This is a genomic window from Anaerococcus vaginalis ATCC 51170 (genome assembly GCF_000163295.1).
Lineage (GTDB): Bacteria > Bacillota > Clostridia > Tissierellales > Peptoniphilaceae > Anaerococcus > Anaerococcus vaginalis.
In genome coordinates, this window is record NZ_GG700527.1 from 679,003 (window position 1) to 704,646 (window position 25,644).

Here is a 25,644-nt window from a genome sequence, read left to right on the forward strand (position 1 = left end):
GAAATAATAAGGTGAGCACTGCGGTATTCTATGCAGCACATAAAAATTATGTGAATTATGGGGAGCTATATGAGATATTTCTCCAGGTTTGCGAAGAGATAATGCTGCTAGGCTTAAAGTAGAGGAGATTCACGTCTATGATGATTAGCCCGGAAATGTATGTGAAATATTTTAAATACACATCTTATCAAGAAATGATAAAAGAGCGTGATAGTATGATTCGATACATTCGCAAACATGAAAAACTTAAAAAAGCAGGAGATCGTTCAAGTGAATAGTGGATGATTCATCCGCAGCCGGATGTGAGATATTAGACGTATATGGATTATTTGGACGCACTACTTTTATTTATTATAAAGAAATATAACGAAGAATATGACTGGGTAGATAAGAAACTTTCAGAGTCAGAGTAAGAAAGCTATATGTTTAATCCTGGATTAAGTATTGGAGAGATATTAAAAAACTCAGATATTATAGACACCTTCAAATGTGGCAATATGGGTGGGATGCGTCGTTCAAAAACGACTAATACACTGGTTTTGATATCTGATATACTAAGAGTATTTATTATGATAAATGAATAGGTGGTGTCCTCTTCACTATACAGGTATGTGTATGAATGGTGATCAGGATATTCATTGGTCCCAGAACACGACACTTACTGGTTATGGTTGTAATGGCGTTGATATTCATCTGTTTGAGGTTATGGATGCCGGTGAATACATTTATTGTGGAAGAATTGAATTGGTATCGAAATCGTAAATGGATATTTATCCAGATGAAGATGGTAATGACTGTAAGGTTTGGATGTTTTATATCCGTCCGATTCCCGATAATGATGTAAAAGACCTACCATGCTTGTCTTTAAGGATATATAAGATTATAAGGCGCACGGAAAGAATGTAGATGCTGAGTATACAAAAATGATGGCGGAAGAAAAAAGAAAGGTATTAAGAACTTAGTCTTTGTAGTTCACATAGTTAAAAAACCGGAAACAAAGCCTCAAGTTGTGATTCCAGCAGATATTGTTGAAAATCAGGTGAAACATAAAACATTCGATATTGGAGTTATCTCTGCCATCGAAGGAACTTCAATTGCGGTACAGTTTGATAAGGTAGGTATAAAGAAGATGGGATATGAATTCCGCATGTAAAAGAAACTGTTGGAGTTTATTTAATTTACGGGTATCACAATGAATAAAAAAAGCAAACTATTCTTAGATTATGTTTGTATAAATGAATACACCATCTTAGAGATGCCTTGGAGACAACGACGATGGATTTTCTGTAGCTATTTATTCCGATGGAAGGCTAGTCTATAAAACATATATTTTTGATGAAATAGAGAAAACAAACAGAAAATTCAAAATAGATTCAAATTCTGCAGAGAGCATATTAGAAGTTTTCTCTACTATTAATTAGACATTAATGCGTTTGATGAACACATAGATAATGGTTCTTGTGATGGGGATAAAAACCTTTTTTATCTTTAATGGAAAGAGAATAATTATATAGAATATTGACTATTCGAATAAAGATGAAATAAATAAAGTAAAACTTGAATGTTTCTAAGCATATCTTCCAGTAATAAAGCAATAGAACTTAATGATTGAGATTTTTGCTAAGGTGTCTGAGATTCTTGAAACACAGGTGATTTATTTTCTAATTTACGAGGCTAACTTTAGTGAAGATAATTAGAGTTGTTTCTGCGGTTATCTGCAGTAAAGATAAGATATTTTCAACGGATAAAGACTATAATGAGAACTATGATAATTTGATTTGTGAAATAGATTTTGTACTAGAATTTGAAAAAAGAACAATTAATAAATTTACACTCGATCTTGCACAAATTAGAAGAGCCTTATAAAGAAGTGTTTACGCTAGGAAATTTTGCAGAATTATCTTTTAAAAAAATTGGAGAAATATTTGGAAAATCAGATGAGTAGCAAGAGTAGTATTTTATGGGTCTATAATAAATCGTGTTGGTGAAAGTAAATGATACTTTTACTAATACGATTTTTTTTGTAAAAATAAAAGACATATTTAATCATTTACCTTACAATTAAATTAAGTAAAATCTAGAAAGGAGATTAAATATGTCTATAAACTATTTTATTACAAATTTACTAAATATTAAAGATGATAACTTAACTTTTTTGGATGGTATACATCATAAACTTATTAAGGGCGTTAATTATTCTGTTGTTAATGCTAAACTCAAGTATTCAAATGAGCCTTGTCCTCATTGTGGTTGTAAGGATGAGTCTTTGATTATTAAATATGGTTTTAAGTTATCTCATGTTAGATTCTCTAAGGTAGGTGATTATCCTCTTATCATTGATTTAAAGAAACAAAAGATGTTTTGCAAGAAGTGTGGGCATTATTTTCTTGTATTTCTAATCAACTTAAAAAATCTATTTTTAGTGATCTTACTAGGAAACTTTCTATGAAAGACATTGCTTTTGATAATTTTGTTTCTTCTAATACTGTTGCTAGAATACTTGCTAAGTTTGATAATTCTTTTAATGTTGATTTTAATCTTTTACCTAAGCATTTGTGTTTTGATGAGTTTAAATCTACTCGTGATGCTAAGGGGGCTATGAGTTTCATTTTTTGTGATGCTGATAATCATAAGATTATTGATATTGTTGAAAACAGGCAGCTTCTTTTTTTAAAGAGATATTTTTATTCTTTTAATAAGTCGGTTAGGGATAAGGTTGAATCTATTTGTATTGATATCTACAGCCCTTATATTTCTTTGATTAAAGACTTATTTGTTAATTAAGATTATTATTGATAGGTTTCATATTGTTAATCTCTTTACTAGGTCTTTTAATCATACTAGGATTAATACTATGAACAGTTTTTCTACTTATTCTTTTGAATACAAAAGACTTAAGAGATATTGGAAATGCTTTTTAAAACCTTTTAGGTTACTTGATCCTATTCATTTTTTAAAACAGGTTCATTTTCCTGATAGGATGGTTTCTAGTGTGGATATTGTTGAAGAAAGTATTGGGTGTAATGAGATTTTAAAGTGTTCTTATGATTGTTATCAGTTAATTAGGGAAGATATTGAAAAGAGAGATTTTGATTTTTTTAAAAATCATTTGGAGTATTTCAAGGATATGGTTAGTGACATAATGAAAGTTTCTATTGATACTTGTTTTAAATATATTGATTTAATCGAAAATTCTTTCAAATATGAGTATTCTAATGGAGTTATTGAGGGTATTAACAACTTCATAAAGGCTTTAAAGCGAATTTCTTTTGGTTTTAAGAGATTTGTGAATTTTAGGACTAGAATTTTTATTACTAGGAATTTATTGAGTAGATAATTTAGAAAAATTTATCAGGGGTAGAAATTTCTACCCCTGATAAATGAATTTGTTAATTATTGTTTACCAACACGATTTGACAAAGAGCATATTTTATAGGGAAAAAAAAGTTAATGGAGGAATATCATGAAAATTTCTTTTAAAATTATTGAAGATCTTCTTCCCCTATATATAGATGATGTATGTAGCTAAGAAAGTAAGGCAATGATAGAAGAACATTTGTCTGAATGTATCAATGTGTACTGAAAAATTCAATTAAATTAAATCTGTCTATATCCCTAATGAAAATATATAGATGAATTTAAAAGAAGCAGAGCCATTAGAAATCTATCTAGAGAATGAAATAAATAACTACTTGGCTCATCAATGCTTAAAGAGCTATATTCACATTTTAAATTACGTCTGCAATACTTTTAATAGATTATATATTTGTGGGATTTAAAATAAGTTAATAATATTGGGTATTCATATAAAATTTAAAAGTAAGAATGAAATATTCTATTATTTATATTATTCATATTTGTAGTAAGTTTTGTTGCGATCAAAACTATGTAGGAAGAAAGAGGTGTACTCATGTATAGAATGATGGTTAAGAATGTTACAAAAAAATATATGAATAATTAGATTTTAGAAAACGTACCTTTTTGTATGGAAACCTGCTAGGAAAAAGAGTATGTGTAAAATTATGTGTATATAACCTCCTGGTTAGGGTAAAGAAAAACTAATCAGGAGGAATTTTTATGCCAAGAAAAAGACCAGAAACAAGAAGAAGCAAAATAGCAAAAATATTAATTGAAGAATATCAGCCTCAAAATGCACAAGATATACAAGAAGCTTTAAAAGACCTTTTAGGCGATACAATGGAAGAACTTTTAAAAGCAGAATTAGATGAGCATTTAGACTATGAATACGGTGAAAAGCCACTATCCCTAAATACAAGAAATGGCTCAAGCAAGAAAACTGTAAGATCATCATATGGCAACATAGATTTAAACATACCAAGAGATAGAGAAGCAACATTTGAACCACAATCATTAAAGAAATATGAAAAAGACATATCAAAAATAGAAAACCAAATAATATCAATGTATGGCAAAGGAATGACAACAAGAGACATATCAAGTCACATCAAAGATATTTATGGCTTTGGCATATCAGAAACAATGGTAAGTAAAATAACCAATAAAATCCTACCAACAATAGAAGAGTGGCAAAATAGACCTCTAGAAAAAATCTATCCTATGGTCTTCCTACGCCATACACTATCACGTAAGAGAAAACAACATAGTAGTAAAAAAAGCAGTATACATTGCCCTAGGCTACAACTTAGAAGGTTTTAAAGAAATCCTAGGCATGTGGGTAGGCGAAAATGAATCAAGCAAATATTGGCTCTTAGTATTAAACGGTCTAAAAGAAAGAGGATTAGAAGATGTATTAATATTCTCAACAGACAATCTACCAGGATTTAGTGAGGCTATAGAAGCAGTATATCCAAGAGCAGAAATCCACCCAAAAAGCGTTGGCAAAATCATGCATAATCCACCAAATAAGAAACTCAACAAAATTTGTATCCTACAAAGACATAAAGAATTAATGAAAGACCTAAAAGCAGTATACAAAGCATCAACAGAAGACTTAGCCTTAACAAATCTAGGAATCTTTGAAGAAAAATGGAGTGAAAAATATCCAATGTGTGTAAGCTCATGGAAAAACAACTGGACAGAACTATCCACATATTTTAAATATCCAGAAGGAATAAGAAAACTAATATATACAACAAATGCAATGGAAAACTTCAATAGGCAACTAAGAAAAGTTACTAAAAACAAGACAATATTTCCAAATGACTATGCCCTACAAAAAAGCTTGTACCTTGCAATGGTAGATGCCTCAAGTAAATGGACAAGTAGAATACGTGGTTGGGATCAAATCCTATCCCAATTATTAATATTTTTTGAAGGGAGGTTCTAAAAATTAAAACAGAAAAATCATGTAAAATCAGCTGCAAATTTTCATAAAAATTTGACAGTTTATTAAGCCAAAGTAAAATTAAGACAAGGTCTATTCCTTAGGAATGGACAAACATTGATACATAAAAAACGTATCAACCCTTACCCTTTTATCAGGATTTAGGTTGATACACAAAATTATTTACAGACCCAAATTCCCAAACACTGAAAAAAACTCAGTGTTTGGGAATTTTTTTGTACCTATACATATCATTTCAACACTTACCTTGAGTTCTGATTTTAACTCAATAGTACAGTAGTCATGGTAAATTATAATATGTTTAAACCATCACCTTACTAGTATTTTATCAAATTCTTTAAGATAAGTATCCTTTTTTTAATAAAGTATTGCGGTTCAGTTATGAGGTTTAGCTGTTTATTACCTTGTACCGTATTCATTGAAGCTTGCTGGAGTTTTTATCTGAGTGCAAAAATCTGGTTTGCAATGTCATCGTAAGATTACTTATCGTTATCCTTTTTTAATAAGCTCGCGCTGAAATTACATAAGCTTCTTATAAATATCATCAGTGAATATGGTAGCAGAAATTTTGATGACTGATGCAATGTTTTGCTGTAACTGTTTTTGATATTTTGTTTTATCACTAAGAAGTTCACTCAAATATATAAGTATAATTAATTTCAGGTCAAGCTCATTGATAATTCTAGCATTGTATTTAGGGCTGTAGGATTCTAGACTGCTGATTCAGTTCCAAACGATGTGGTAGCTAGTATTAATATCTGATCTAAACAGTTTAATATCTTGCCAAGGGAATGCTATATTCTTCATTGAATCAGTAATAAAAAAATATTTTGCATTCGTAAATAATTTATAAGCGTTAACTTGTAAAATATTGAAAAACGCGAAAAAGTGTGTTATACTTTAAAAAATCTATTTTAACTCTTTTAAGTATGATTCAATTATGGAAAATCTGATATTTTTAAGTTTGACTGTGAGTAACTGTTGTTTGACAAAAAATGTTAAAGGGGGTGGACAGTATATTTTCATTAGATAGCTGGAAAATTAAAGACTTATATATCACTGTCAGAACGCGGTGGGATTTTTGTTTTGCAGCTTGTTGGAGACACATTATATGACCTGATGACTGACGGAGAAGAAAAAATGTATGTGAGTGATAAGTTCAATCAAGTAACTAAATTGTTCTTAAATATGCAATACCAAATTTTTAAAGGCAAAAAGTATATTTTAAAGAACAGGGATGGATTGATTTGTAGTAGGTACGATGAGGCTGATTTTGCTGAAGAAATATAGGATATTTACAATTTAGATAAAGATCATTTACAAAGCTTTCTAGCTTGAAGATATATTACAGTTGAAATAGAGATGACCATGCAAGATATTATTAATCAGATTTTTCGTCGCTTATCCAAAGGTATATATGATGTCGATATTCAGATTAATATTTATGAGACGAATCCTAGTCTAAATAACCTTGCTGAAATAGAATATACTTTGAAGATGGAAAACTTATCATTGATTGGGAAACTATTGAGTTTTATATAAATTTAAGGCTATTTAAGGTATGTCTAATACGGGTAAAACTTTGACGCTAAGATATGTTTATTATTTATTTAGCTTTGATAAGAATAAGTTTTTATTTTTGACAAGTTATCGTGAAGAGGATCGAATTAAAGAGGATACATTGAAGAATGGATTATATTAATAATTTATCATTCATAAAGGTTGACTACATATTATGGTGAGTATAGGCACGTTTAAGTATTTAATTCAATTTGGAGGAAATACCTCCCGAAGGAGATGGAATGAAACTATCATATAAAAAATTATGGGTAAAACTTGTAGAAGAAGACATGAAGAAAACTGAGTTCGCAAAGAATGCAGGCATTAGTTCGGCTTCGTTGGCAAAACTAGGTAAAGGAGCTAATATAACAACGGATTTGCTCCTTAAAATATGCGAGTATTTAAAATGTGATATAGGAGATATTGTCGAAGTTGTTCCAGATGATACAACAGATGAATCAAAAGAGCCCAAATAAATGGATGTCTGAACGACTATAACAGAATGCGTGGCTGTGTAGACAGTCGAAAATATAAATTAGCCTGATTATTCATACTATTTAAAGAGGATGAAATCTATGGAAGTAAAAGTATTTGATAACATTACGGAAATAGTACGTTGCACGAAATGAACAGAAGCAGGCGATTCAAAAGAAGATAGCAACACTTCAAAATAAAATTCGTAAAGAAAAACAGCTTAATAAAAAGATAGACTTAAATGCTAAAATTAAGAAATTAAAAGAATTGGAGGGGGATTGATGTATAGACCGTCAATGTATGACAAGCATGATGAAACGATGCTAAAATTTGTAGAAAAATTTAATGGAAGTTTGGTTTGCAAAAATATAGAAATGCGCCCAAACAAAGTTGAAACTTACGATAACGATGGAATATTCATAGATATTTATACGAATCAATCAATAGGTTACGATTGGGAGTATCGAGACAGGTATTTCGAGCATTGTAAACTGGAATTCGATAGTTTAGGTCAATATGAAAGAAAACTCGAAAAAGAATCGATCCAGATATCACTACAGTGTGACTCGACTGAGACAGGAATTGCTGTTGGATGGCATGAAGATTGGCTTCAGGAAGAAAGAGAAAGAAGAGCATTAAGGACAGATTCTTCATGGAAGGAAAATGCTTCAATAAGGTATACTAATAAATTTAAAATATATAGTTTTTCTAAGATAGATTTATTCAAGAATATGGTTGCAAGTGCAATGAGAATTCAAGAATATTCATCTAAAATATTTAAAATAATGACTGAAACAGTAAATAGTGGGATAGTTGTTTCCACAACTAATATGCCTCAAACAAAACAGTTATCATCACCCGAAGCAAAATCAAAGGGTAATGCGAAGACACTTGTTGATTTTTTTAAGAGTAAAGGTCTTGAAATTATTGATAAAAGACCAAATGGAGGCTGTCTTTGGGTGATAGGCAATGAAAATGAGATAGGTTTAGTGGTAAGAGAAGCTTGCAGAAAGTTTCATGTGGGTGGAAATTATGGAACTGAAAAAGAAATATGTCAAAAACAAGGTTGGTTTACTAGAGCAAGAAAATAGGGGGGATCATGGAAAAAATGAATTTTGAAACCGTTTCAGGCGAAGAAAAAAATATAGCATTGCTTGCCAGATTATTTCCAAATTGTGTAACTGAAGGAATGGACCAAAGTGGAAATCTTGTAAAAAAAGTTAATTTCGAATTGCTTAAACAAATGTTATCTGCAGATATGGAAGATTTTTCAGAGAGTTATGAATTTACATGGCCTGGAAAAAGAGGAGCCATTGTCGAAGCAAACAAACCAATAAGAATGACCTTGCGACCTTGTATAGAAGATAGTAAAAATTGGAATGATACAGAAAATCTTTATATTGAAGGAGACAATCTATCGGTATTAAAACTTCTACAAGAAAGTTATCTTGGTAAAATCAAAATGATATATATAGATCCTCCATATAATACAGGAAGTGATTTGATATATATAGATGACTTTGTTGTCGATATTGAAGAATATAATGCATCTATTGGTTTACATGATGATGAAGGACTAAAATTATATAGAAACACTGAATCAAATGGAAGATTTCATTCATACTGGTGTTCAATGATATATTCTCGTCTTATGATAGCTAGGAATCTTCTAGCTTCGGATGGTGTAATTTTTATTTCTATTGATGATAACGAACAGGCTAATCTTAAGAAAATATGCGATGAAGTTTTTGGCGAGTCTAATAATGTGGGAGAAATCATTAGAAAAACAAAGTCAATGACAGCTGATAATGGTAGTGGTTTTAATTTGCAACATGAAGTTTTATTAGTATATGCTAAGGATAAAAATCAGATTGTTCTTCAAGGTGAACCCAAGGCATTTGATAATTATTCTAATCCAGATAATGATCCGAATGGAGAATGGTGTGCGGGCGACCCAAGTGCTAAAAGCGGTGGATCATCTACTTATTTTGAGATTGAGAATCCATATACTCATAGAAAGGATTTTCCGCCTATGGGTAGATATTGGGCTTTCTCAAAAGAAACATTACAGCGATATATAAGTGATGGAAAAATCAAATTTAAGAAGAATTATCGAGAAAAAGAAAGAGGATTCATATTTAAGCGTTATAAGAAAGATGCCACTAGCTTATTTGAACCAGTTAATAGCTTGTTTGGCATTGAAAATGAGTATATGAATCAAGCGGCAACAGTTGAAGTAAAAAAGCTTTTCGGAAATGATGTATTTAGCTATCCTAAACCAGTTGTTTTTATACAAAAATTGATAAAGTATGCAACAGACAAGGAATCTATTATATTGGATTTCTTCTCAGGAAGTGCTACAACTGCTCAAGCTGTTATGGAGCAAAATGCTGCGGACGGAGGAAATAGAAAATTTATTATGGTGCAATTACAGGAACAAGTTGATGAGAAAAAAGGAGCTTATAAGGCTGGTTACGAAACGTTGTGTGATGTGGGGAGAAATAGAATAAGTTTAGTCGCTGAAACCATTAATAAAGATATTGATGATGGATACAGAACATTTATCCTCGATTCTACCAATATGAATGATGTTTACTACAGACCATCAGAATACAGCCAAGAAATACTCTCAATGCTTGAATCTAATGTTAAATCTGACCGTAATGACCTTGATTTATTGTTTGGATGTCTTCTTGAGTGGGGACTTCCTTTATCGCTTCCATACAGCTCTGAGCATATTGATGGATGTACAGTTCATAACTATAACGACGGCGACCTTATTGCTTGTTTTGATAAGAATGTTCCGGATAGTGTGATTAAGGAAATTGCAAGGAGACAGCCTCTTCGTGCAGTATTCCGTGACAGCAGTTTTGAAAACAGTCCTTCAAAGATTAATGTTGGAGAAATCTTTAAATTGATGGCACCTGACACAAGAGTAAAGGTTATTTAAGGAGATTCAGCTATGAAACTACAATTTAGGCGTCAGAAATTCCAAGCAGATGCTGCAAAAGCTGTAGTTGATGTATTTGCTGGTCAGCCTTATTTGACTCCTTCTTATATGATGGATAGAGGTTTAGGACATATCCAGCAATCATTAACAGATGAAGATGATTTCACTGGTTGGAGCAATCAAAAGATTGTACCAGAATTAAATGATAGATTGATTCTGGAACATATAAATACAATTCAGAGAGCAAATCAGATTAAGCCTTCAGAGAAACTAGAAGGTAGATATAATCTGACAATTGAAATGGAAACTGGTGTTGGTAAGACCTATACTTACATTAAGACTATGTATGAGCTTAATCGTGCTTATGGCTGGAGTAAGTTTATAGTTGTTGTACCAAGCATCGCTATCCGTGAAGGTGTATATAAGTCATTTCAAGTGACACAAAATCATTTTGCTGAAGAGTATGGAAAAAAGATTCGTTTCTTTATATATAACTCTGCACAACTCACCGAAATAGACCGCTTTGCATCAGATAGTTCTATTAACGTAATGATTATCAACTCACAGGCATTCAATGCAAGAGGAAAAGATGCAAGAAGAATTTATATGAAATTGGATGAGTTTCGTTCTCGTCGTCCAATTGATGTTATTGCAAAAACAAATCCTATCATAATCATTGATGAGCCGCAATCTGTAGAGGGTAAGAAAACAAAAGAAAATTTAAAACAGTTTAATCCTTTAATGACTCTTCGTTATTCTGCAACTCACAAGTCAGATAGTATTTATAATATGATTTACCGTTTGGATGCTATGGAAGCCTACAACAAGCGTCTTGTTAAAAAAATTGCTGTTAAGGGGATTACAGAATCTGGTAGTAATGCAACTGAAAGTTATATTTACTTGGAAAGTATAAATCTTTCAAAGGCTGCACCTACAGCGACAATACAGTTTGATTTTAAAGGTGCAACTAGCATTAGAAAGATTACTCGTATTGTTTCGGAGGGTTATAACCTTTATGATAATTCTGGTCAGATGGAAGAGTACAAGCATGGATTTGTTGTTTCAAGAATTGATGGGCGTGATGATTCTGTAGAATTTATTAATGGTATTAAACTTTATGCAGGTGACGTAATTGGTAAGGTATCAGAAGACCAGCTTCGCCGCATTCAAATTAGAGAAACAATCCTTTCTCATATTCAAAGGGAAAGAGAATTGTTCTATAAAGGCATTAAAGTGCTTTCACTGTTCTTTATTGATGAGGTTGCTAAGTATAAGCAGTATGATTCAACTGGTCAGCCGATAAATGGTATTTATGCAGAGATGTTCGAAGAAGAATACAAGGATGTTATCAGTAATCTTCAAATTGGCATGGGAGAAGACGACTACATGAAGTATCTTTCTGCTATCTCTGAAGATAAGACACATGCTGGATATTTTTCTATCGATAAAAAAGGAAAGATGATTGATAGTAAGGCAAATGAAAAGCGAGAAAACTCTAAGGAAAAAATGTCGAATGACGTTGATGCTTACGACCTTATTATGAAAAACAAAGAGCTTCTTCTTGATAGAAATCCGAAGAAGTCTCCAGTGCGTTTTATCTTCTCCCATTCTGCACTTAGAGAAGGATGGGATAACCCTAATGTATTCCAGATTTGTACTTTGAAGCAGAGCAGTAGTGATGTTCGCAAACGTCAGGAAGTAGGACGTGGTCTCCGTCTTTGTGTTAATCAAGATGGTGAACGTATGGATACAAATGTGCTCGGCAATGATGTACATAGCGTAAATGTGCTTACTGTAATTGCCAGTGAAAGCTATGATAGCTTTGCTAAAGGTCTTCAGAATGAAATCGCAGAAGCAATTTCTGACAGACCAAAGGCAGTTACTACAGAATTGTTCATTGGTAAGGTAATCAAGGACGACAAGGGTAATGAACGGGTTATTGATGGTGATATAGGTAGAGCAATCCATTTTGATCTTATTGTTAATGGCTACATTGATAGGAAGGGTGTTCTTACTGATAAATATTATGAGGATAAGGCTAATGGTGAATTGAAGGTTGCTGAAGAAGTAGCTGATTCTGCAGGATCTGTTATTGAAATTATTGATTCCATTTATGACAGCAGAGCTATAAAGCCTGAAAATGCTCGTAGTAATAATATTGAACTTGAGGTTGATGAAAGTAAACTAGCTATGCCTGAGTTCAAGGCTTTGTGGGCAAAGATTAATTCTAAGTCTGTATATGTTGTTGATTTTGATACAGATGAATTGGTCAGAAAATCTATTGATTCATTAGATAGAAAACTTCGCGTTTCAAAGATTTATTTCAAGGTTGAAACCGGAGCTATGGAACAGATTAAATCAAAAGAAGACCTTGTGAGTGGTGAATCCTTTGTTAAGGAAAAATCTGCAAGCTACGGTAATGTTGTTGCTGCAAATTCTAATGTTAAATATGACTTGATTGGAAAGCTTGTAGATGAGACTGGACTTACAAGAAAAGCTGTAATCCAGATTCTTCAGGGTATTCAGCTAGCAACCTTTAATCAGTTTAAGAACAATCCAGAAGAATTCATCATTAAGGCAGCAGCACTTATTAATGATGAAAAAGCAACTGCTATAATTGAACATATTACTTACGATGTTATGGATGATAAATATGGAACTGACGTATTTACTGATCCTACAATCAAAGGTCGCTTAGGTGTAAATGCAATGAAAGCAAAAAAGCATTTGTATGACCATATCGTTTATGATTCATCAAATGAGCAGGTGTTTGCTACTGAACTGGATACAAACACAAATGTAGCAGTATATGTTAAATTGCCAGACGGATTTTATATTTCAACTCCAGTTGGACATTATAATCCTGACTGGGCAATTGCATTTTATGAAGGAACCGTTAAGCACATTTATTTTGTTGCAGAGACAAAAGGTTCCATGGATTCAATGCAGCTTCGTTTAATCGAAGAATCAAAGATTCACTGTGCAAGAGAACACTTTAAGGCAATTAGCAATGGTGAGGTTATTTACGATGTTGTTGATAGCTACAAGACACTCCTTGATATGGTAACGAAGTGAGGAAGACTATTTATTCCAACAAAAATAGAAGTTAACAAACAAAGTGTGGAGGCATTACTTGGTAGTGGAAGAGTAAAACCCTTTGTTATTCCAGAATATCAACGCTCTTATGCTTGGACTGATGAACAGGTAGAAATGCTGTTTGAAGATTTATGAGAATTCATGGCTGCTAGTAGAGAAACTGAACGTGAACGTTCGTATTTCTTGGTAATATCGTTGCATATGAAAATAAAGATTGTGAGCAAGAAATAATTGATGGTCAGCAGCGTATTACGTCTTTATTACTGTTGTTAAGAGCTACTTACACAAAATTAGTTGTTAGTCCTGTAGCGGAACGTAATTAATCAGCAAGTATTGAGCTATGTCTAGACAGTAGCATTGGCTACTGTGATTTATATATTATTGTAACTGATTATGCTAATTATTAATATCATCTTAATGTTATTATAATAGCTTCGTATAAAGTTATTATTTAAAAATCTAATTGTATTAGGAGGCGTATATATGGGGCAAATTATTGAGTTTCCAAATGATAAAAAATCAAAGGATAAAATTCGAAAGCTTAAAAAAACTTTGGAAAATCTTGTTTTTGAAAGGGACAATCTTAAATATATAATTTGTGAAAATATAAAAACTGAATATATGCTTATTTTTGGAAGTCTTGAGTACAAAATCTATAAAGCTTATTGTAAATATCTTCGTTTGAAAAGAAAAAAAGATATGATTCAAGCGAAAAAGAATCGTCAAGAAAAAATAAATATGGAAGTTATCGATAGAAAGTTAGACTTAGAATTTACAGAATATAAGAAAAAATTAAATGAAAAAATTGAAGAAATTAATACTGCATTAAGGCGTTCAAAATCTGAAATATTATCTGATGATGATGAAAAACGCCTAAAAAAATTATATAAATATATTGTAAAGAAATTACACCCAGACATAAATTTATCGATAACAAATTCTGAAAAAGAGTTATTTTATAATGCTACTGAATTTTATAAAAATGGGGATCTCAAATCTTTACAAATTATTTTTGATATAGTTTGCAGTGAAGATATGAAAGATGATATAGGTTTGGCTGGTAAATCTTTGGAAGAAGAGGTAATAAGACTAACTGATTTAGTAAATCTAATTAAAAATGACATTGAGTTGATTAAATCTATGCCTCCTTATACTTGGAGTATTTACGTGGAAGATGAGAAGAAAAAGTTAGAGAGGTTAAGTCAGTTAGAAAAAGATTTAAAGAGTTTTGATGACGCATTACGAACGCAAGAAGAATATATAAATAATTTAATTAAGGATGAGATATGAATAATTTAGAAAAAAAAGATCAGAGAGGAATAATTGAGTATCTTTTGAATAAGGAAGTAGGAATTGATTTACCAAAACCTTTTGAGCGTGATATTTATCTTTTTGATACTTATGTTGCTGGGACAACACACATTAAAGGAATTGAAAATATTTTATCTTATATCAAAGATGGTGATAAACTAGTTTTTTATCGTGAGCCAGAAAATGAACATGATCCTCAAGCTATTAGAGTAGAAACATTGAAAAAAGATAAAATCGGCTATGTCCCTCGTCAAGATAATATTATTTTCTCTAGACTTATGGATGCTGGAAAAATTCTTTTTGCTAAAGTTATTGATAAAGAAATACGAGGTAAATGGCTTAAGATAAAAATCAAAATTTATCTTCATGAAAGTTAGGCTAATAAAGTATGCACTATAAAAATAAATGGATTTGCAATAATATATGTATAAGTGATATCAATGATATGAATTTTGAAATTTGCTCAGGAGAACACTGTTTTATTATTGGACATCATATAAAAGAAAAATATATATTAAAAGAGGCTATCAATAGACTTGTAACAGCAGGCTTTGATTATTTTAATATTTTTGGAGAACAAGCTGATTTATGGTCAGAAGTTATAATTACGAAAGAAAACCAAAAAAGACAAATACAAGTAGAGGCAAGCAAAATTGATAGAATGAGTATGTCTTATAACCTTGCTATGTTGGCGACTTTGAAACCGGAATCTACAAATTTTGTTATTTCTGATGATGAATATTTTACAGAGTATCTTATAGAAGATCTACATGATATATTCAGTGAAAAGTCTAAATTTACACCATTTGATTGGAAAAAATTTAAAGATGGATATGAATTTATTTATCATAAAAAAGATGCTATTGTTAGTATATCAGGGGATATAGCAATTGGATTTCTAAAAAAAGAAAAAGTATTTAATAGCATAGATAAAGCGTTTAGATATAAACTTTTTGATGGTAAAAGTTTTAATGAGATTTGGGATGAGATTTCAAAAACATTATATTAAAAAATAATACAAATTAATGGGATTTTATTACTATTTTCAATAATAAATCATAAACTATTTAAAACTAGAATATCTGATATTTAAAACTTAGCTTTATCATCTGAGAATGCTAAATAAGAAAATTATGAAAGGAAATTTATATTTTAATTATAAACGAGAAAAAAACTATTTATAAATTTCTACTTATAATATGATTAAAAATCAAATTATAAGTAGAAATTGAATAAAGAAATTATTTAAATATCTATAGAAAAAGATTTACATTTACTTACAAAATTAATCAGCAATATTTCCTTTAAGCTCAGGAGTATAGTCTCTATCATCTTTATTTTCTATAAATTTTTGGTAAGAATCTTCATCAATGATACATTCTATATTTCCAATCCATTTTATTATATTATTATTTGTAAATTTTCTTTTGAACCTATATAGACCATCGTTTATGTCTAATGATTTAACACCACCTAAATCATAATATCTTATATTGTTCTCACAACAATATCTTATTTCTTCAGCATCTAGAAAGTAAGATTGACCTAAATCAATACTGAGATTATCTGCACCATATAGAGCCATTGCATAATCTTTGAATGTTATCAAAAAAGAACAAGATAAAAATTCATTTTTATACTTTACAAAAGTCATCCTTGCCTTATCTTTAAAATTATCATAAAGTCGATAATAATAATCTATAGGTCTATAAGTAATACCTTTTCTTTTGCACATATCAGCAGTTATTTCATGAAAAATTTTAATATCATCTCTATTTCCAACATATAGCTCCAAGTCTTGTTTATAAGATTTCCTTACTTGTTTTCTTCCGTTTTTAGAAAAAGATTGGATAACATCTTCGAATTTTCTTCCATTAATATCTAACATCATTGAAAAAGGGAATTGAACATAAGAATACATTTTGTGGCAAAATTCTATGCCATGTTTTTTATATTCATTTACAAGTTTTTCATCATATTCATAATTGGGATCAAATTTAACAAGAAATCCATTATTTTTCTTTGCAAAATTCTTGATTTCATTAATTAATTCTATATTTGTTTCTATATCATAAAGATCTGATACTGGTCCACGAGGACAATAGAATAGATTTTTTTTTGCTTCTGAATTGTATATAGATAAAACTTGTGCGACAGCAATTATTTCATTATTTTTTTCTATATAAAAATAGTCACTATTCCATCCGTTTTTTATTAATGCCCAAATTTTATCTTGGTAAAAACTTGAAGATGGGTGATTATAAAAAAAATCCCAATATTTTTTTACTTTTTCTTTATCATTTACATTAAGGCGCATATATCCTCCGTATATTAACTCATTATATATAATAATAGCAGACATAATGTTGTTTTGCAATTGTAATTTATATTAATAATAAAAATTAACACATAATTAATATAATAATTATCTTATATTTATATCTATAAATAATTTACTATATTAAGATTTATATGTAAAACTTACGTAATGAAATAATATTTGACAATATATATATATATAATTTTAATAGAATTATTATAGTCGAATAAGGGTGAAGTAAATGTTGAAAGATTTAGAAAAGATCGAATTTAAATATAATCCTCACAGAGGGATAAATATTGACATAGATGGATTAGAGGATAAAAAAATTTACCAGTTAATAGATTTGAAAGACTCGCTTACAACTAACCGCTTTTCTACAGATTTTTTTAAATATTTAGCTCTTTTGGATCAGAGTATTATTTTTAATAAAATTGAGTATGTTAAGAACAATAATTTTGAAAAAATTATTTCAATGCCAATTGGTTTAAAAGATAAGCAAGTTAAAAGTTATATTGAATTAATCTCGACTATAGCAAATCTTAAACAACAAAATAAGGATTTAATATATTTATTATCTACTATAAGAATAAATGAAAATTCTGATTATAATAAAGCTTGTGTTTTTGGTTCTTCATTCACTTATACTGATGATAAACTTTTAAAGACAACTTTCTACTTTAAACTTAGGAAATCTTCATTAATGGATGATAACTATGTATATGATAATCAGTATTTTTTAGATAAACTTTATAGTTTTAACATTCAAAATTTAAATTGTATTTTAGATGATTTAAAAGAAGTTTTAGTTAATAACTATGTACCCGTGTTTTATGCTTAAAGAGTTTTATGGATTTTATAATGATAATAGAGAAATGACGACACATAGTGAGAGTCACAGCTGTTATTATCAGAGATCAAGCATTGCTTACATACAAAGTAGAAAATCAAAATATCTAGTTGGTGGAGCATTAAATGTTGAGTAATCAAGCAAATGTGAAATAATTTGTGAAGTGAAAAATAATTAGGGTGGAATTTATATTAAAAGATTTGATGTTTGTTGTCTAGAATCGACTTTACTATAAAGGGGAGCTACATTATATGATAGAATTTCATTATAGTATAGACGTGTTTGAAAAATTCCTAATTATATTTTAGATGGTATACCATATGAGTATAAATGGATTTAGATTTATAAAATAAGTCAATTTGATATAATATCTAAATTTTTAAAGAATAAATTAGCAAAACGGCACGTATGTATTAAGTATATCGATATTGGATAATAAAAGCAATCCTAGAAAATCTACAATCTGTGGATAAAATCGTGGAAATTTATGTAAAAAATAAAAACATCGATTTAGTATAAAAAAATAATTTGTAGATAAAATCTCAGATTTGTCATTTATAATAAGCCATAAATAATGCTTCTCCTAAGTAAATCAATACGACACAATCAGAGCTGGAGTCGCAAAAGATGCAGTAAAATATGTCATCGAAAACAAAAAACTAGACAACTTTGAAAGCGTTCATTTTATTATAGAAGAATCAAAAAACATCATAGGAAACTAACAAAAGAATACTTAGGATTCATACTATTTTGTACACAACGAAAAGGAATGATTCTAAAGTCGTCTATGGAATAATAAAATCAATCACACAAAAATTCGTCTAAATATCCTGTGACATATCAACACTAGCATGATATTTGAAGATACAAACTAAAAACGATATCGAGATTGGATATATTAAATTGATAAATATGTTTGTTAAGATAACGAATACAGAATCAATAGATTTGCTCGAAAGAATTTAATAAATAATTTATAAGACTTTTAAGGTTTTAAAAGGAACTTTAGAAGTCTTTTTATGTGAAAATTATTTTTTTTCGATAATTAATTTAAATTTATAACATAAGGGATATTATTCTGATAAGTTGTATAAGCTATTGCTATTTGTAATAATGCTTTGATAAAATGATATAATAAAAAATTAAAAGATTTTATGTATTATATTTAAGTGATTTATTAAATGTGTTTTAAAAATGATTTTTTATTTGAAGGAGTAAAATAAATGGTTAAGATTTATATTCCAAAATATGAAGACTTATGGTTTAGAGAAAGGCTACTATCTGATCCAGACACTATGTCTTATAATAATGCATGGGGAGGAACTATCGATTTTCCAGAATCCAAGTGGCAAAGATGGTATAATTATTGGATTGAAAAGCCAGATGGAAAAAGGCTTTATAGATATTTAATTGATGAAAATAATAATTTTGTTGGGGAGATAGCTTATCATTTAGATGAAATAGAGAATAAATATTTAGCAAATATAATTATATATTCAAAATATCGTGGAAATGGTTATGGACGTGAAGGTTTGAAACTGTTATGCTGTTTGGCAAAAAATAATGGATTAAGAAGTTTGTATGATAGTATAGCTTTGGATAATAGTGCTATAAAAATTTTTTTAGATTGTGGATTTACTGAAGATTACAGAACTAAAGATATAGTTATGCTTAAAAAAGATTTAGAGTAAATATATAGGAAGTTTTTGGGATTTATGTACAATTTTAATAAAATTCTACTCATTCTTAACTCTCAAGTCACTTATAAGATATACCATAACAAGATAGTAGATTATAAAAGTAATGAAAAATGATAATGATTATTCAAACAATGGTTTCTAGTATAAATTCTAAACTGATGATATAATATAAAAAAGAGAAATATGACTATTGCTTATGCTAGATATTTAAATTTGCTTTTAGCAAAAAATTTATATATATAAGGAAAACCTTTCTTATAAAAATATCTTGCAAATGATGGAAATTTTTGTATACATAAAACAAATGAGGATTTCCAAATCAAATACAATTAAGATAGGTATAAGATAGATGTTATCGAAGATATAATAAAATATTTATTCTGTCATAGTATTATTAAGTACAAAAAGGAGTTTTTATGAAAAGAAAAATACTAATAGTGCTAATTATATTATTAATTTTTTCTGCGTGTAATAAAAAAGACACAAAGGAAAATACAAAAGTTGATAATTCGAAAGTAGAAAGCAGCCAAAAATCAGAAGAAACAAAGAAAGTAAAAAATATAAAAAAGGATGAGTATAAGAAAATATATGATGAGCTTGAGGGCAAAGAATTTTTCTATGCCTATCAAAGTCAAGAAGAAGCCATATATTTTTATAAAGATGGATATTTTGATGGAACATTTAGAAGTGGAGATTATAACCAAGGTAAAGTTTCACTTTATAATGGGAAATTTGACATAAAAGAAAAACTTGATGAGACATCCTATCTTATAAGTTTAAGGAGGATAGATTATGAACTTCCTCTAGGAGAAAGTGAGATGAGAAATATTGAGGGTATGGACTTTACCCTAGAATATATAGAATCTAAAATGTATGAAAAAGATGACAAGGATAATTTATATATTCTTTATCTACCGCATAGAAAGCTTAATGACATAAAAGATCATGAAAGAAGTATTGCAAAAATTGATGATAAACATATAAAAGATGGAGAACTTAAAGTTTTTGCCATAGGAAAAAAAGATGCGAGCGAAGAAAATTTTATGGTTGAATATGTAAGATAGGAGTGACTTATGACAAAGAAAAAACTTATAATATTATTTATTTTATGCCTTATATTTTTACCTATAAAAACTTATGGACAAGAAGATTTAATTTCTATAAAAGAAATAAGAGGCGAAAAAAATTATTTTTATGATAGAGTTTTTAAATCAAGATCTTCTATTGTAAGAGATTTTTCTAAAAGAAATAATAAGCCTACAGAAACTTATAGCAAAAATTTGGAAAATCAAGATCTTCTTAAAGATTTAATAGGTAAAGAACTTATTTTACAAGAAGAAGGGGGTAATTGGTTTACAAAAATACACTTTAGAGAAGAAGCGGGAACCTTTGATTTATCTTATAAATACGAAGATGAAAGCACTATTTATTTGACAAATGGTTTGGGTAAATTTGAAGTTAGTCAAAAAATAGATGATTTAACTTATAGTTTAAAGCTTGTAGACTATCTGCATATAGGCAATGTACCATTTAGCGACAAAGATGAGAAGAAATATGAATCTGTTGAAGTTCCTTATGGCTTTCAAACAAATGATCCAACTGAAAATGAAATTTGTAGAGATTACACTCTTTATCTTCCTTTTAAGAAAAGAAATCAAATGGAAAATGCTGTAAATGAATGGATAGGATTTCCAAGCAGGACAAAATATATTGATGAAGATGAATCTAGAGTATATATTCTTGTAAATGATCAGTTGAAATTTCCTTTCATAGAAAATGTGGAATAAAATTAATTCATTTTTAAGATAATAGTAATATTTACTTTATTTATGTAAACGATTGACAAAAATAAAATTTGTATTATAATAAAAGTGTAAATAAAATAACACAATTCTTCAGGGCGGGGTGTGATTCCCCACCGGCGGTAAAGTCCGCGAGCTTTTTGCTGAATAGGTGAAATTCCTATACCGACAGTATAGTCTGGATGAGAGAAGATATTTTGATTTTTCTTTTTGAAATAATTATAGTCCCTGAAATGGGACTTTTTCTTTTGCCTAGAATTGTGGAGGAGGCAAGATGAATGATAAAGAATATATGAGAAAATGTTTTGAGCTTGCAAAAAAAGCGAGAGGAAAAACTTTAACTAATCCTCTTGTTGGTGCTGTGCTTGTAAAAGATAATAAAATTATTTCTACAGGTTTTCATCATGAGTATGGAAAAACTCATGCGGAAGTTGATTGTTTTAATAATTTAAAAAGTGATTGTGATGGAGCGATTTTGTATGTAAATTTGGAACCTTGTTCTCATTGGGGCAAACAAGGTCCTTGTACTTTGGAAATTATTAAAAGAAATATTAAAAAAGTTATAATTTCAAATATTGATACTAATCCAAAGGTCGATGGTCTTAAAGTTTTAAAAGATAACAATATTGAAGTTGTTACGGGTTTGCTTGAAGATGAAGGAAAAAAATTAAATGAAAAATTTTTCTTCAATGTAAAATATAACAGACCTCTTATTGCATTAAAATTTGCTCAAACTTTGGATGGGAAGATTTCTTCTAATATTAATGATTCTAAGTGGATTTCTAATGAATCATCAAGAGCTTATGTTCATGAACTAAGAAGTGATTATGATGCAATAATTGTTGGAAAAAATACTTTGATTAAGGACAATCCATCTTTAAATTCAAGGATTGAAAACGGAGTTGATCCTGTAAGAATTATTGTGGACACTAATCTTGAAATTGAAAAAGATTATATGTCCTACAAGATTTTTAATTTAAAAAGTGATAAAAAAACTTATATAGCAACTTGCAAGGACACTAATAATCCTAATTTAAATATAATTAAATGTAAAATGAAAAATAATCATGTAGACTTAAATGATTTGGCAAATAAACTTTACAAAATGAAAATCGGTTCAATTTTGGTTGAGGGTGGCTCAAGTCTTAATTATGGATTTTTGCAAGAAGGCTTGGTTGATAAAATTTATGAATTTATTTCGCCTAAAATAATTAGTGGTTTTGATTCTAAATCTTCTTTTTATGGAAGGGGAGTAGATAAAATTAAGGATGCTTATGAGTTTGAGATTGAAGATGTGAAAAGATTTGATGATGATATTATGATTGAGGCTAAAAATGTTCACTGGAATATCTGAGGAAATGGGCAAGGTTATTTCTTTTAAAAAAATTAATGACCATGTTCAAATTGAAGTTCAAGCTAGTATTGTTTTGGAAGATACAAAACTTGGAGATTCTATTATGACTGATGGGGTTTGCCTTACAGTGACAGAAATTACTGACAAAACTTACAAGGCAGATCTTATGAATGAAAGTTTAAAAATGACTAAGTTTGATAGGTCAATTGTAAATAAAAATGTAAATCTTGAAAGAGCTTTGAGACTTTCTGATAGGCTTGATGGCCATATTGTTCAAGGTCATGTCGATGGAGTTGGTAAAATAAAAAACATAAATAAAAATGTTTATACAATTTCAGCAAGTCCAGAAATTTGCTCTTTGATTGTGAAAAAAGGCTCAGTTGCTCTTGATGGAATTTCTCTTACTGTTTCTGATGATAAAATTACAAGTTTTGAGGTATCACTTATTCCAGAAACAATAGAAGGAACAAATTTTAAATACAAAAAAATTGGCGATGAAATAAATATTGAAACTGATATTATAAATAGATTTATCCAAAAATCTATGGCAAATAAAAAAGAAGAAAGGTTGGATAAAAACTTTTTATTGGAAAATGGTTTTTAAAAAAGTATGGAAGAGATAATAAAAGCATTACAAAATAATGAAATAATAATAGTAACTGATGACGAAGATAGGGAAAATGAAGCTGACATGATCTGTGCTGGAGAAAAAGTTACAGGCGAGATGATTAATATTATGGCAAAATATGCCAGAGGTTTGATTTGCACACCGATTGGCAAAAATATTGCTAGACAATTTGACCTAGAAATGATGGTTAAAAATAATACTGACAATCACGAAACAGCCTTTACAGTTTCAATTGACCATGTTGATACAGAAACAGGAATTTCAGCATTTGAAAGAGCACAAACTATAAGGGCCCTTGCTGATAATAATACAAAAGCAAGTGATTTTAGAAGACCTGGCCATGTTTTTCCGCTTATTGCAAAAGATAGGGGAGTTTTGGTAAGAGAAGGCCACACAGAAGCTACAATTGATTTGATGAAAATTGCAAAATTAAAAGAAATTGGTTTATGCTGTGAAATTATGGCAGATGATGGTCACATGCTAAGAGGAAAAGCAGTAGTTGAGCTTGCAGAAAAACTTGGAATGAAAATGACTAGTGTGTCTGAGATAAAAAAATATATAAAAGAAAATAAGTTGGATTTTTCAAAAAATGAAGAAAATTTTTTGGAAAAAACAAATATTATCAATCTTCCAACTGATCATGGAAAATTTAAAGCCATAAGTTTTTATGACAAAGTTGAAAAAAAAGAACACTTGGCTTTAATCAAAGGCAAGATTGATGGAGAAAATATTTTAACTAGAATTCACTCTGAATGTTTAACTGGAGATGTGTTTTCATCAAACAGGTGTGATTGTGGAAATCAACTTCACAAGGCAATGGAGATGATTGATGAAAAAGGAGAAGGAATTATTTTATATTTAAGACAAGAAGGAAGAGGAATTGGATTATTTAATAAAATAAAAGCCTATCATCTTCAAGAAGAAGGTTACGATACGGTAGATGCAAATATAAAACTTGGTTTTGCACCAGACTTGAGAAATTATAAAATAGCTTGTCTAATGTTAAAAGAATTGGGTGTAAAATCAATTGACTTGCTCACAAATAATCCTGATAAAATCGAACAAGTGGAAAAATACGATATTAAAGTTAATAAAAGAGTTCCAATAGAAATTCATTCAAATCATATAGATAGGATTTATTTAAAAACAAAAGCTGACAGAATGGGTCACGATTTAAGAGAATTTAAGGAGAATTAAATGAAAGAATATAGTGCAAATTTAGTTTCAAATGGCAAAAAATATGCAATTGTTGTTGCAAGATTTAATCATTTTATAACAGATAGGCTTGTAGAAGGTTGTCTTGATACACTAAAAAGACATGAAGTAAAAGATGAAGAAATTGAGCTTGTAAGAGTTCCAGGAGCTTTTGAAATCCCTCTTGCAGCAAAAAAATTAGCTCACAAAGATTACGATGCTGTAATTTGTTTGGGAGCTGTTATAAGAGGAGATACTTCTCATTATGATTATGTTTGCTCAGAAGTTTCAAAAGGAATTGCAAATGTATCACTTGAAAGCGGAAAGCCAATTATTTTTGGAGTTGTTACAACTGATACAATCGAGCAAGCTGTTCAAAGAGCAGGAACAAAAGCTGGAAATAAAGGAAGTGATGCAGCAATATCTGCAATTGAAATGGCAAATCTAATGGATCTTATATGAAAATAATTTTTGACTTTGATGGAACTATCCATAAAAGTGACGAAATTTATGAAAAAGCATTTTATGATACTTTAAAAAAATATAAAATAAAAAAACCAAATCTTGATCCAAAATCATATCTTGGAGATCCACCAAGAAAAATTTGGGGTGATTTTCTTGACGATTCCTATGATAAAGAAAAATTAATAGAATCAACAGGGGATTTGATGATAGAAAATATGAAAGATTTTGGTAGTTTATATGAAGAAACAGAAAAAGTATTAAATTTCCTAAAAGAAAAACACGAACTTATAATTTTATCTTCTTGTACAAAAAAATATATAGAAAATGCAAGAAAAATCTATGATCTTGATTTATATTTTAGTAAATATTTAGTAGGAGAAGATTACAATTACAAATCAAAAGCAGAAATAATAAGAATAAATAAAATTAATAATTTTATAATGGTGGGAGATAGGCTATCCGATATAAAAGCTGGTTTTCTAAATAATAATATATCCATTTTTGCAAAATACGGCTACGGTAAAGAAAGTGAGGGAGACCTATCAGATTATAAAATTGAAAAAATCAGTGATTTATTAAAAATAAAGGGATTGTTGTAAAAATAGATCAGAGCG

General features: G+C 29.4%; 24 protein-coding genes, 2 pseudogenes and 1 riboswitch. Of the genes and pseudogenes, 25 read left to right on the plus strand and 1 reads right to left on the minus strand.

Translation table 11 applies throughout. The features are described 5' to 3' along the window. Window positions 1-137: 137 nt before the first annotated feature. The 16 genes and pseudogenes from HMPREF0078_RS03200 (at window position 138) to HMPREF0078_RS03260 (ending at window position 15,726) form a co-directional block, all read left to right on the plus strand. Window positions 138-278 carry a hypothetical protein gene (locus HMPREF0078_RS03200; RefSeq protein ID WP_004838661.1) on the plus strand — a complete coding sequence of 47 codons (141 nt, stop codon included), beginning with the start codon at window positions 138-140 and terminating at the stop codon, window positions 276-278. Between the two features lie 1,405 nt (window positions 279-1,683). Further along, a complete protein-coding gene (locus HMPREF0078_RS03210) occupies window positions 1,684-1,866 on the plus strand; it encodes a hypothetical protein (RefSeq protein ID WP_019117788.1) in 183 nt (60 codons plus the stop codon). Window positions 1,867-2,095: 229 nt separating this feature from the next. Then, the gene (locus HMPREF0078_RS09380) at window positions 2,096-2,449 is read left to right on the plus strand and encodes a transposase family protein (protein WP_004838667.1); all 354 of its coding nucleotides are present in this window, start codon (window positions 2,096-2,098) and stop codon (window positions 2,447-2,449) included. Continuing rightward, a complete protein-coding gene (locus HMPREF0078_RS09325; protein ID WP_004838668.1) occupies window positions 2,446-2,784 on the plus strand; it encodes a transposase in 339 nt (112 codons plus the stop codon). Before HMPREF0078_RS09380 ends, HMPREF0078_RS09325 begins: the two co-directional genes overlap by 4 nt. Further along, window positions 2,774-3,337 carry an ISL3 family transposase gene (locus HMPREF0078_RS08885; RefSeq protein WP_004838669.1) on the plus strand — a complete coding sequence of 188 codons (564 nt, stop codon included), beginning with the start codon at window positions 2,774-2,776 and terminating at the stop codon, window positions 3,335-3,337. The genes HMPREF0078_RS09325 and HMPREF0078_RS08885 overlap by 11 nt, the downstream gene beginning before the upstream one ends. Window positions 3,338-4,077: 740 nt before the next feature. Continuing rightward, a pseudogene (locus tag HMPREF0078_RS03220) lies at window positions 4,078-5,308 on the plus strand (IS256 family transposase). Window positions 5,309-6,445: 1,137 nt separating this feature from the next. Continuing rightward, window positions 6,446-6,616: a hypothetical protein gene (locus HMPREF0078_RS03225; RefSeq protein ID WP_004838672.1), complete on the plus strand. Its 171-nt coding sequence runs from the start codon at window positions 6,446-6,448 to the stop codon at window positions 6,614-6,616. A gap of 512 nt (window positions 6,617-7,128) precedes the next feature. Next, window positions 7,129-7,362 (plus strand): helix-turn-helix domain-containing protein, encoded by a 234-nt coding sequence (locus tag HMPREF0078_RS03230; protein WP_019117782.1) that lies wholly within the window; start codon window positions 7,129-7,131, stop codon window positions 7,360-7,362. Window positions 7,363-7,641: 279 nt separating this feature from the next. Further along, a complete protein-coding gene (locus tag HMPREF0078_RS03235) occupies window positions 7,642-8,451 on the plus strand; it encodes a hypothetical protein (RefSeq protein ID WP_039920464.1) in 810 nt (269 codons plus the stop codon). An 8-nt stretch (window positions 8,452-8,459) separates the two neighbouring features. Continuing rightward, on the plus strand, window positions 8,460-10,310 hold the full coding sequence (locus HMPREF0078_RS03240; RefSeq protein ID WP_004838676.1) for a site-specific DNA-methyltransferase: 1,851 nt from the start codon (window positions 8,460-8,462) through the stop codon (window positions 10,308-10,310). Between the two features lie 12 nt (window positions 10,311-10,322). Continuing rightward, window positions 10,323-13,385, plus strand: a complete 3,063-nt coding sequence (locus HMPREF0078_RS03245; protein ID WP_004838677.1) for a type III restriction-modification system endonuclease — start codon at window positions 10,323-10,325, stop codon at window positions 13,383-13,385. A 45-nt stretch (window positions 13,386-13,430) separates the two neighbouring features. After that, window positions 13,431-13,541, plus strand: a complete 111-nt coding sequence (locus HMPREF0078_RS09385; protein WP_019117778.1) for a GmrSD restriction endonuclease domain-containing protein — start codon at window positions 13,431-13,433, stop codon at window positions 13,539-13,541. A gap of 53 nt (window positions 13,542-13,594) precedes the next feature. Beyond that, window positions 13,595-13,729 (plus strand): annotated as a pseudogene (locus HMPREF0078_RS09390) (DUF262 domain-containing protein); the annotation flags it as partial. Window positions 13,730-13,889: 160 nt separating this feature from the next. After that, window positions 13,890-14,696, plus strand: coding sequence for a hypothetical protein (locus tag HMPREF0078_RS03250; protein ID WP_004838678.1), 807 nt, complete (start codon window positions 13,890-13,892; stop codon window positions 14,694-14,696). Then, window positions 14,693-15,094, plus strand: a complete 402-nt coding sequence (locus HMPREF0078_RS03255) for an HIRAN domain-containing protein (protein ID WP_004838679.1) — start codon at window positions 14,693-14,695, stop codon at window positions 15,092-15,094. Before HMPREF0078_RS03250 ends, HMPREF0078_RS03255 begins: the two co-directional genes overlap by 4 nt. 68 nt (window positions 15,095-15,162) lie before the next feature. Then, window positions 15,163-15,726, plus strand: a complete 564-nt coding sequence (locus HMPREF0078_RS03260) for a hypothetical protein (RefSeq protein ID WP_232618487.1) — start codon at window positions 15,163-15,165, stop codon at window positions 15,724-15,726. A 276-nt stretch (window positions 15,727-16,002) separates the two neighbouring features. On the opposite strand, the gene HMPREF0078_RS03265 is transcribed toward HMPREF0078_RS03260, so the two are convergent. After that, the gene (locus HMPREF0078_RS03265) at window positions 16,003-17,034 is read right to left on the minus strand and encodes a lipid II:glycine glycyltransferase FemX (protein WP_039920466.1); all 1,032 of its coding nucleotides are present in this window, start codon (window positions 17,032-17,034) and stop codon (window positions 16,003-16,005) included. A gap of 244 nt (window positions 17,035-17,278) precedes the next feature. Between HMPREF0078_RS03265 and HMPREF0078_RS03270 the strand changes: the two genes are divergently transcribed. The 9 genes from HMPREF0078_RS03270 to HMPREF0078_RS03310 all read left to right on the plus strand — a co-directional run bounded on the left by HMPREF0078_RS03270 (window position 17,279) and on the right by HMPREF0078_RS03310 (window position 25,629). Further along, window positions 17,279-17,878, plus strand: a complete 600-nt coding sequence (locus HMPREF0078_RS03270; RefSeq protein ID WP_004838682.1) for a hypothetical protein — start codon at window positions 17,279-17,281, stop codon at window positions 17,876-17,878. Window positions 17,879-19,110: 1,232 nt separating this feature from the next. Continuing rightward, window positions 19,111-19,578, plus strand: coding sequence for a GNAT family N-acetyltransferase (locus HMPREF0078_RS03275; RefSeq protein WP_004838684.1), 468 nt, complete (start codon window positions 19,111-19,113; stop codon window positions 19,576-19,578). Between the two features lie 425 nt (window positions 19,579-20,003). Beyond that, window positions 20,004-20,651 (plus strand): hypothetical protein, encoded by a 648-nt coding sequence (locus tag HMPREF0078_RS03280; RefSeq protein WP_004838685.1) that lies wholly within the window; start codon window positions 20,004-20,006, stop codon window positions 20,649-20,651. A 9-nt stretch (window positions 20,652-20,660) separates the two neighbouring features. Beyond that, the gene (locus HMPREF0078_RS03285) at window positions 20,661-21,374 is read left to right on the plus strand and encodes a hypothetical protein (protein WP_004838686.1); all 714 of its coding nucleotides are present in this window, start codon (window positions 20,661-20,663) and stop codon (window positions 21,372-21,374) included. A gap of 100 nt (window positions 21,375-21,474) precedes the next feature. Further along, window positions 21,475-21,587, plus strand: a riboswitch (FMN riboswitch). Window positions 21,588-21,663: 76 nt separating this feature from the next. After that, entirely contained in the window at window positions 21,664-22,743 is a 1,080-nt protein-coding gene (gene ribD / locus HMPREF0078_RS03290; protein ID WP_004838687.1) for a bifunctional diaminohydroxyphosphoribosylaminopyrimidine deaminase/5-amino-6-(5-phosphoribosylamino)uracil reductase RibD, read from the plus strand. Then, a complete protein-coding gene (locus tag HMPREF0078_RS03295; RefSeq protein WP_004838688.1) occupies window positions 22,724-23,347 on the plus strand; it encodes a riboflavin synthase in 624 nt (207 codons plus the stop codon). The genes ribD and HMPREF0078_RS03295 overlap by 20 nt, the downstream gene beginning before the upstream one ends. A 6-nt stretch (window positions 23,348-23,353) precedes the next feature. After that, window positions 23,354-24,568 (plus strand): GTP cyclohydrolase II, encoded by a 1,215-nt coding sequence (gene ribA / locus HMPREF0078_RS03300; RefSeq protein WP_004838689.1) that lies wholly within the window; start codon window positions 23,354-23,356, stop codon window positions 24,566-24,568. After that, window positions 24,569-25,027: a 6,7-dimethyl-8-ribityllumazine synthase gene (gene ribH / locus HMPREF0078_RS03305; protein ID WP_004838691.1), complete on the plus strand. Its 459-nt coding sequence runs from the start codon at window positions 24,569-24,571 to the stop codon at window positions 25,025-25,027. Then, complete coding sequence (locus HMPREF0078_RS03310; RefSeq protein WP_004838692.1) at window positions 25,024-25,629, plus strand: HAD family hydrolase; 606 nt, start codon at window positions 25,024-25,026, stop codon at window positions 25,627-25,629. Before ribH ends, HMPREF0078_RS03310 begins: the two co-directional genes overlap by 4 nt. Window positions 25,630-25,644: the final 15 nt, after the last annotated feature.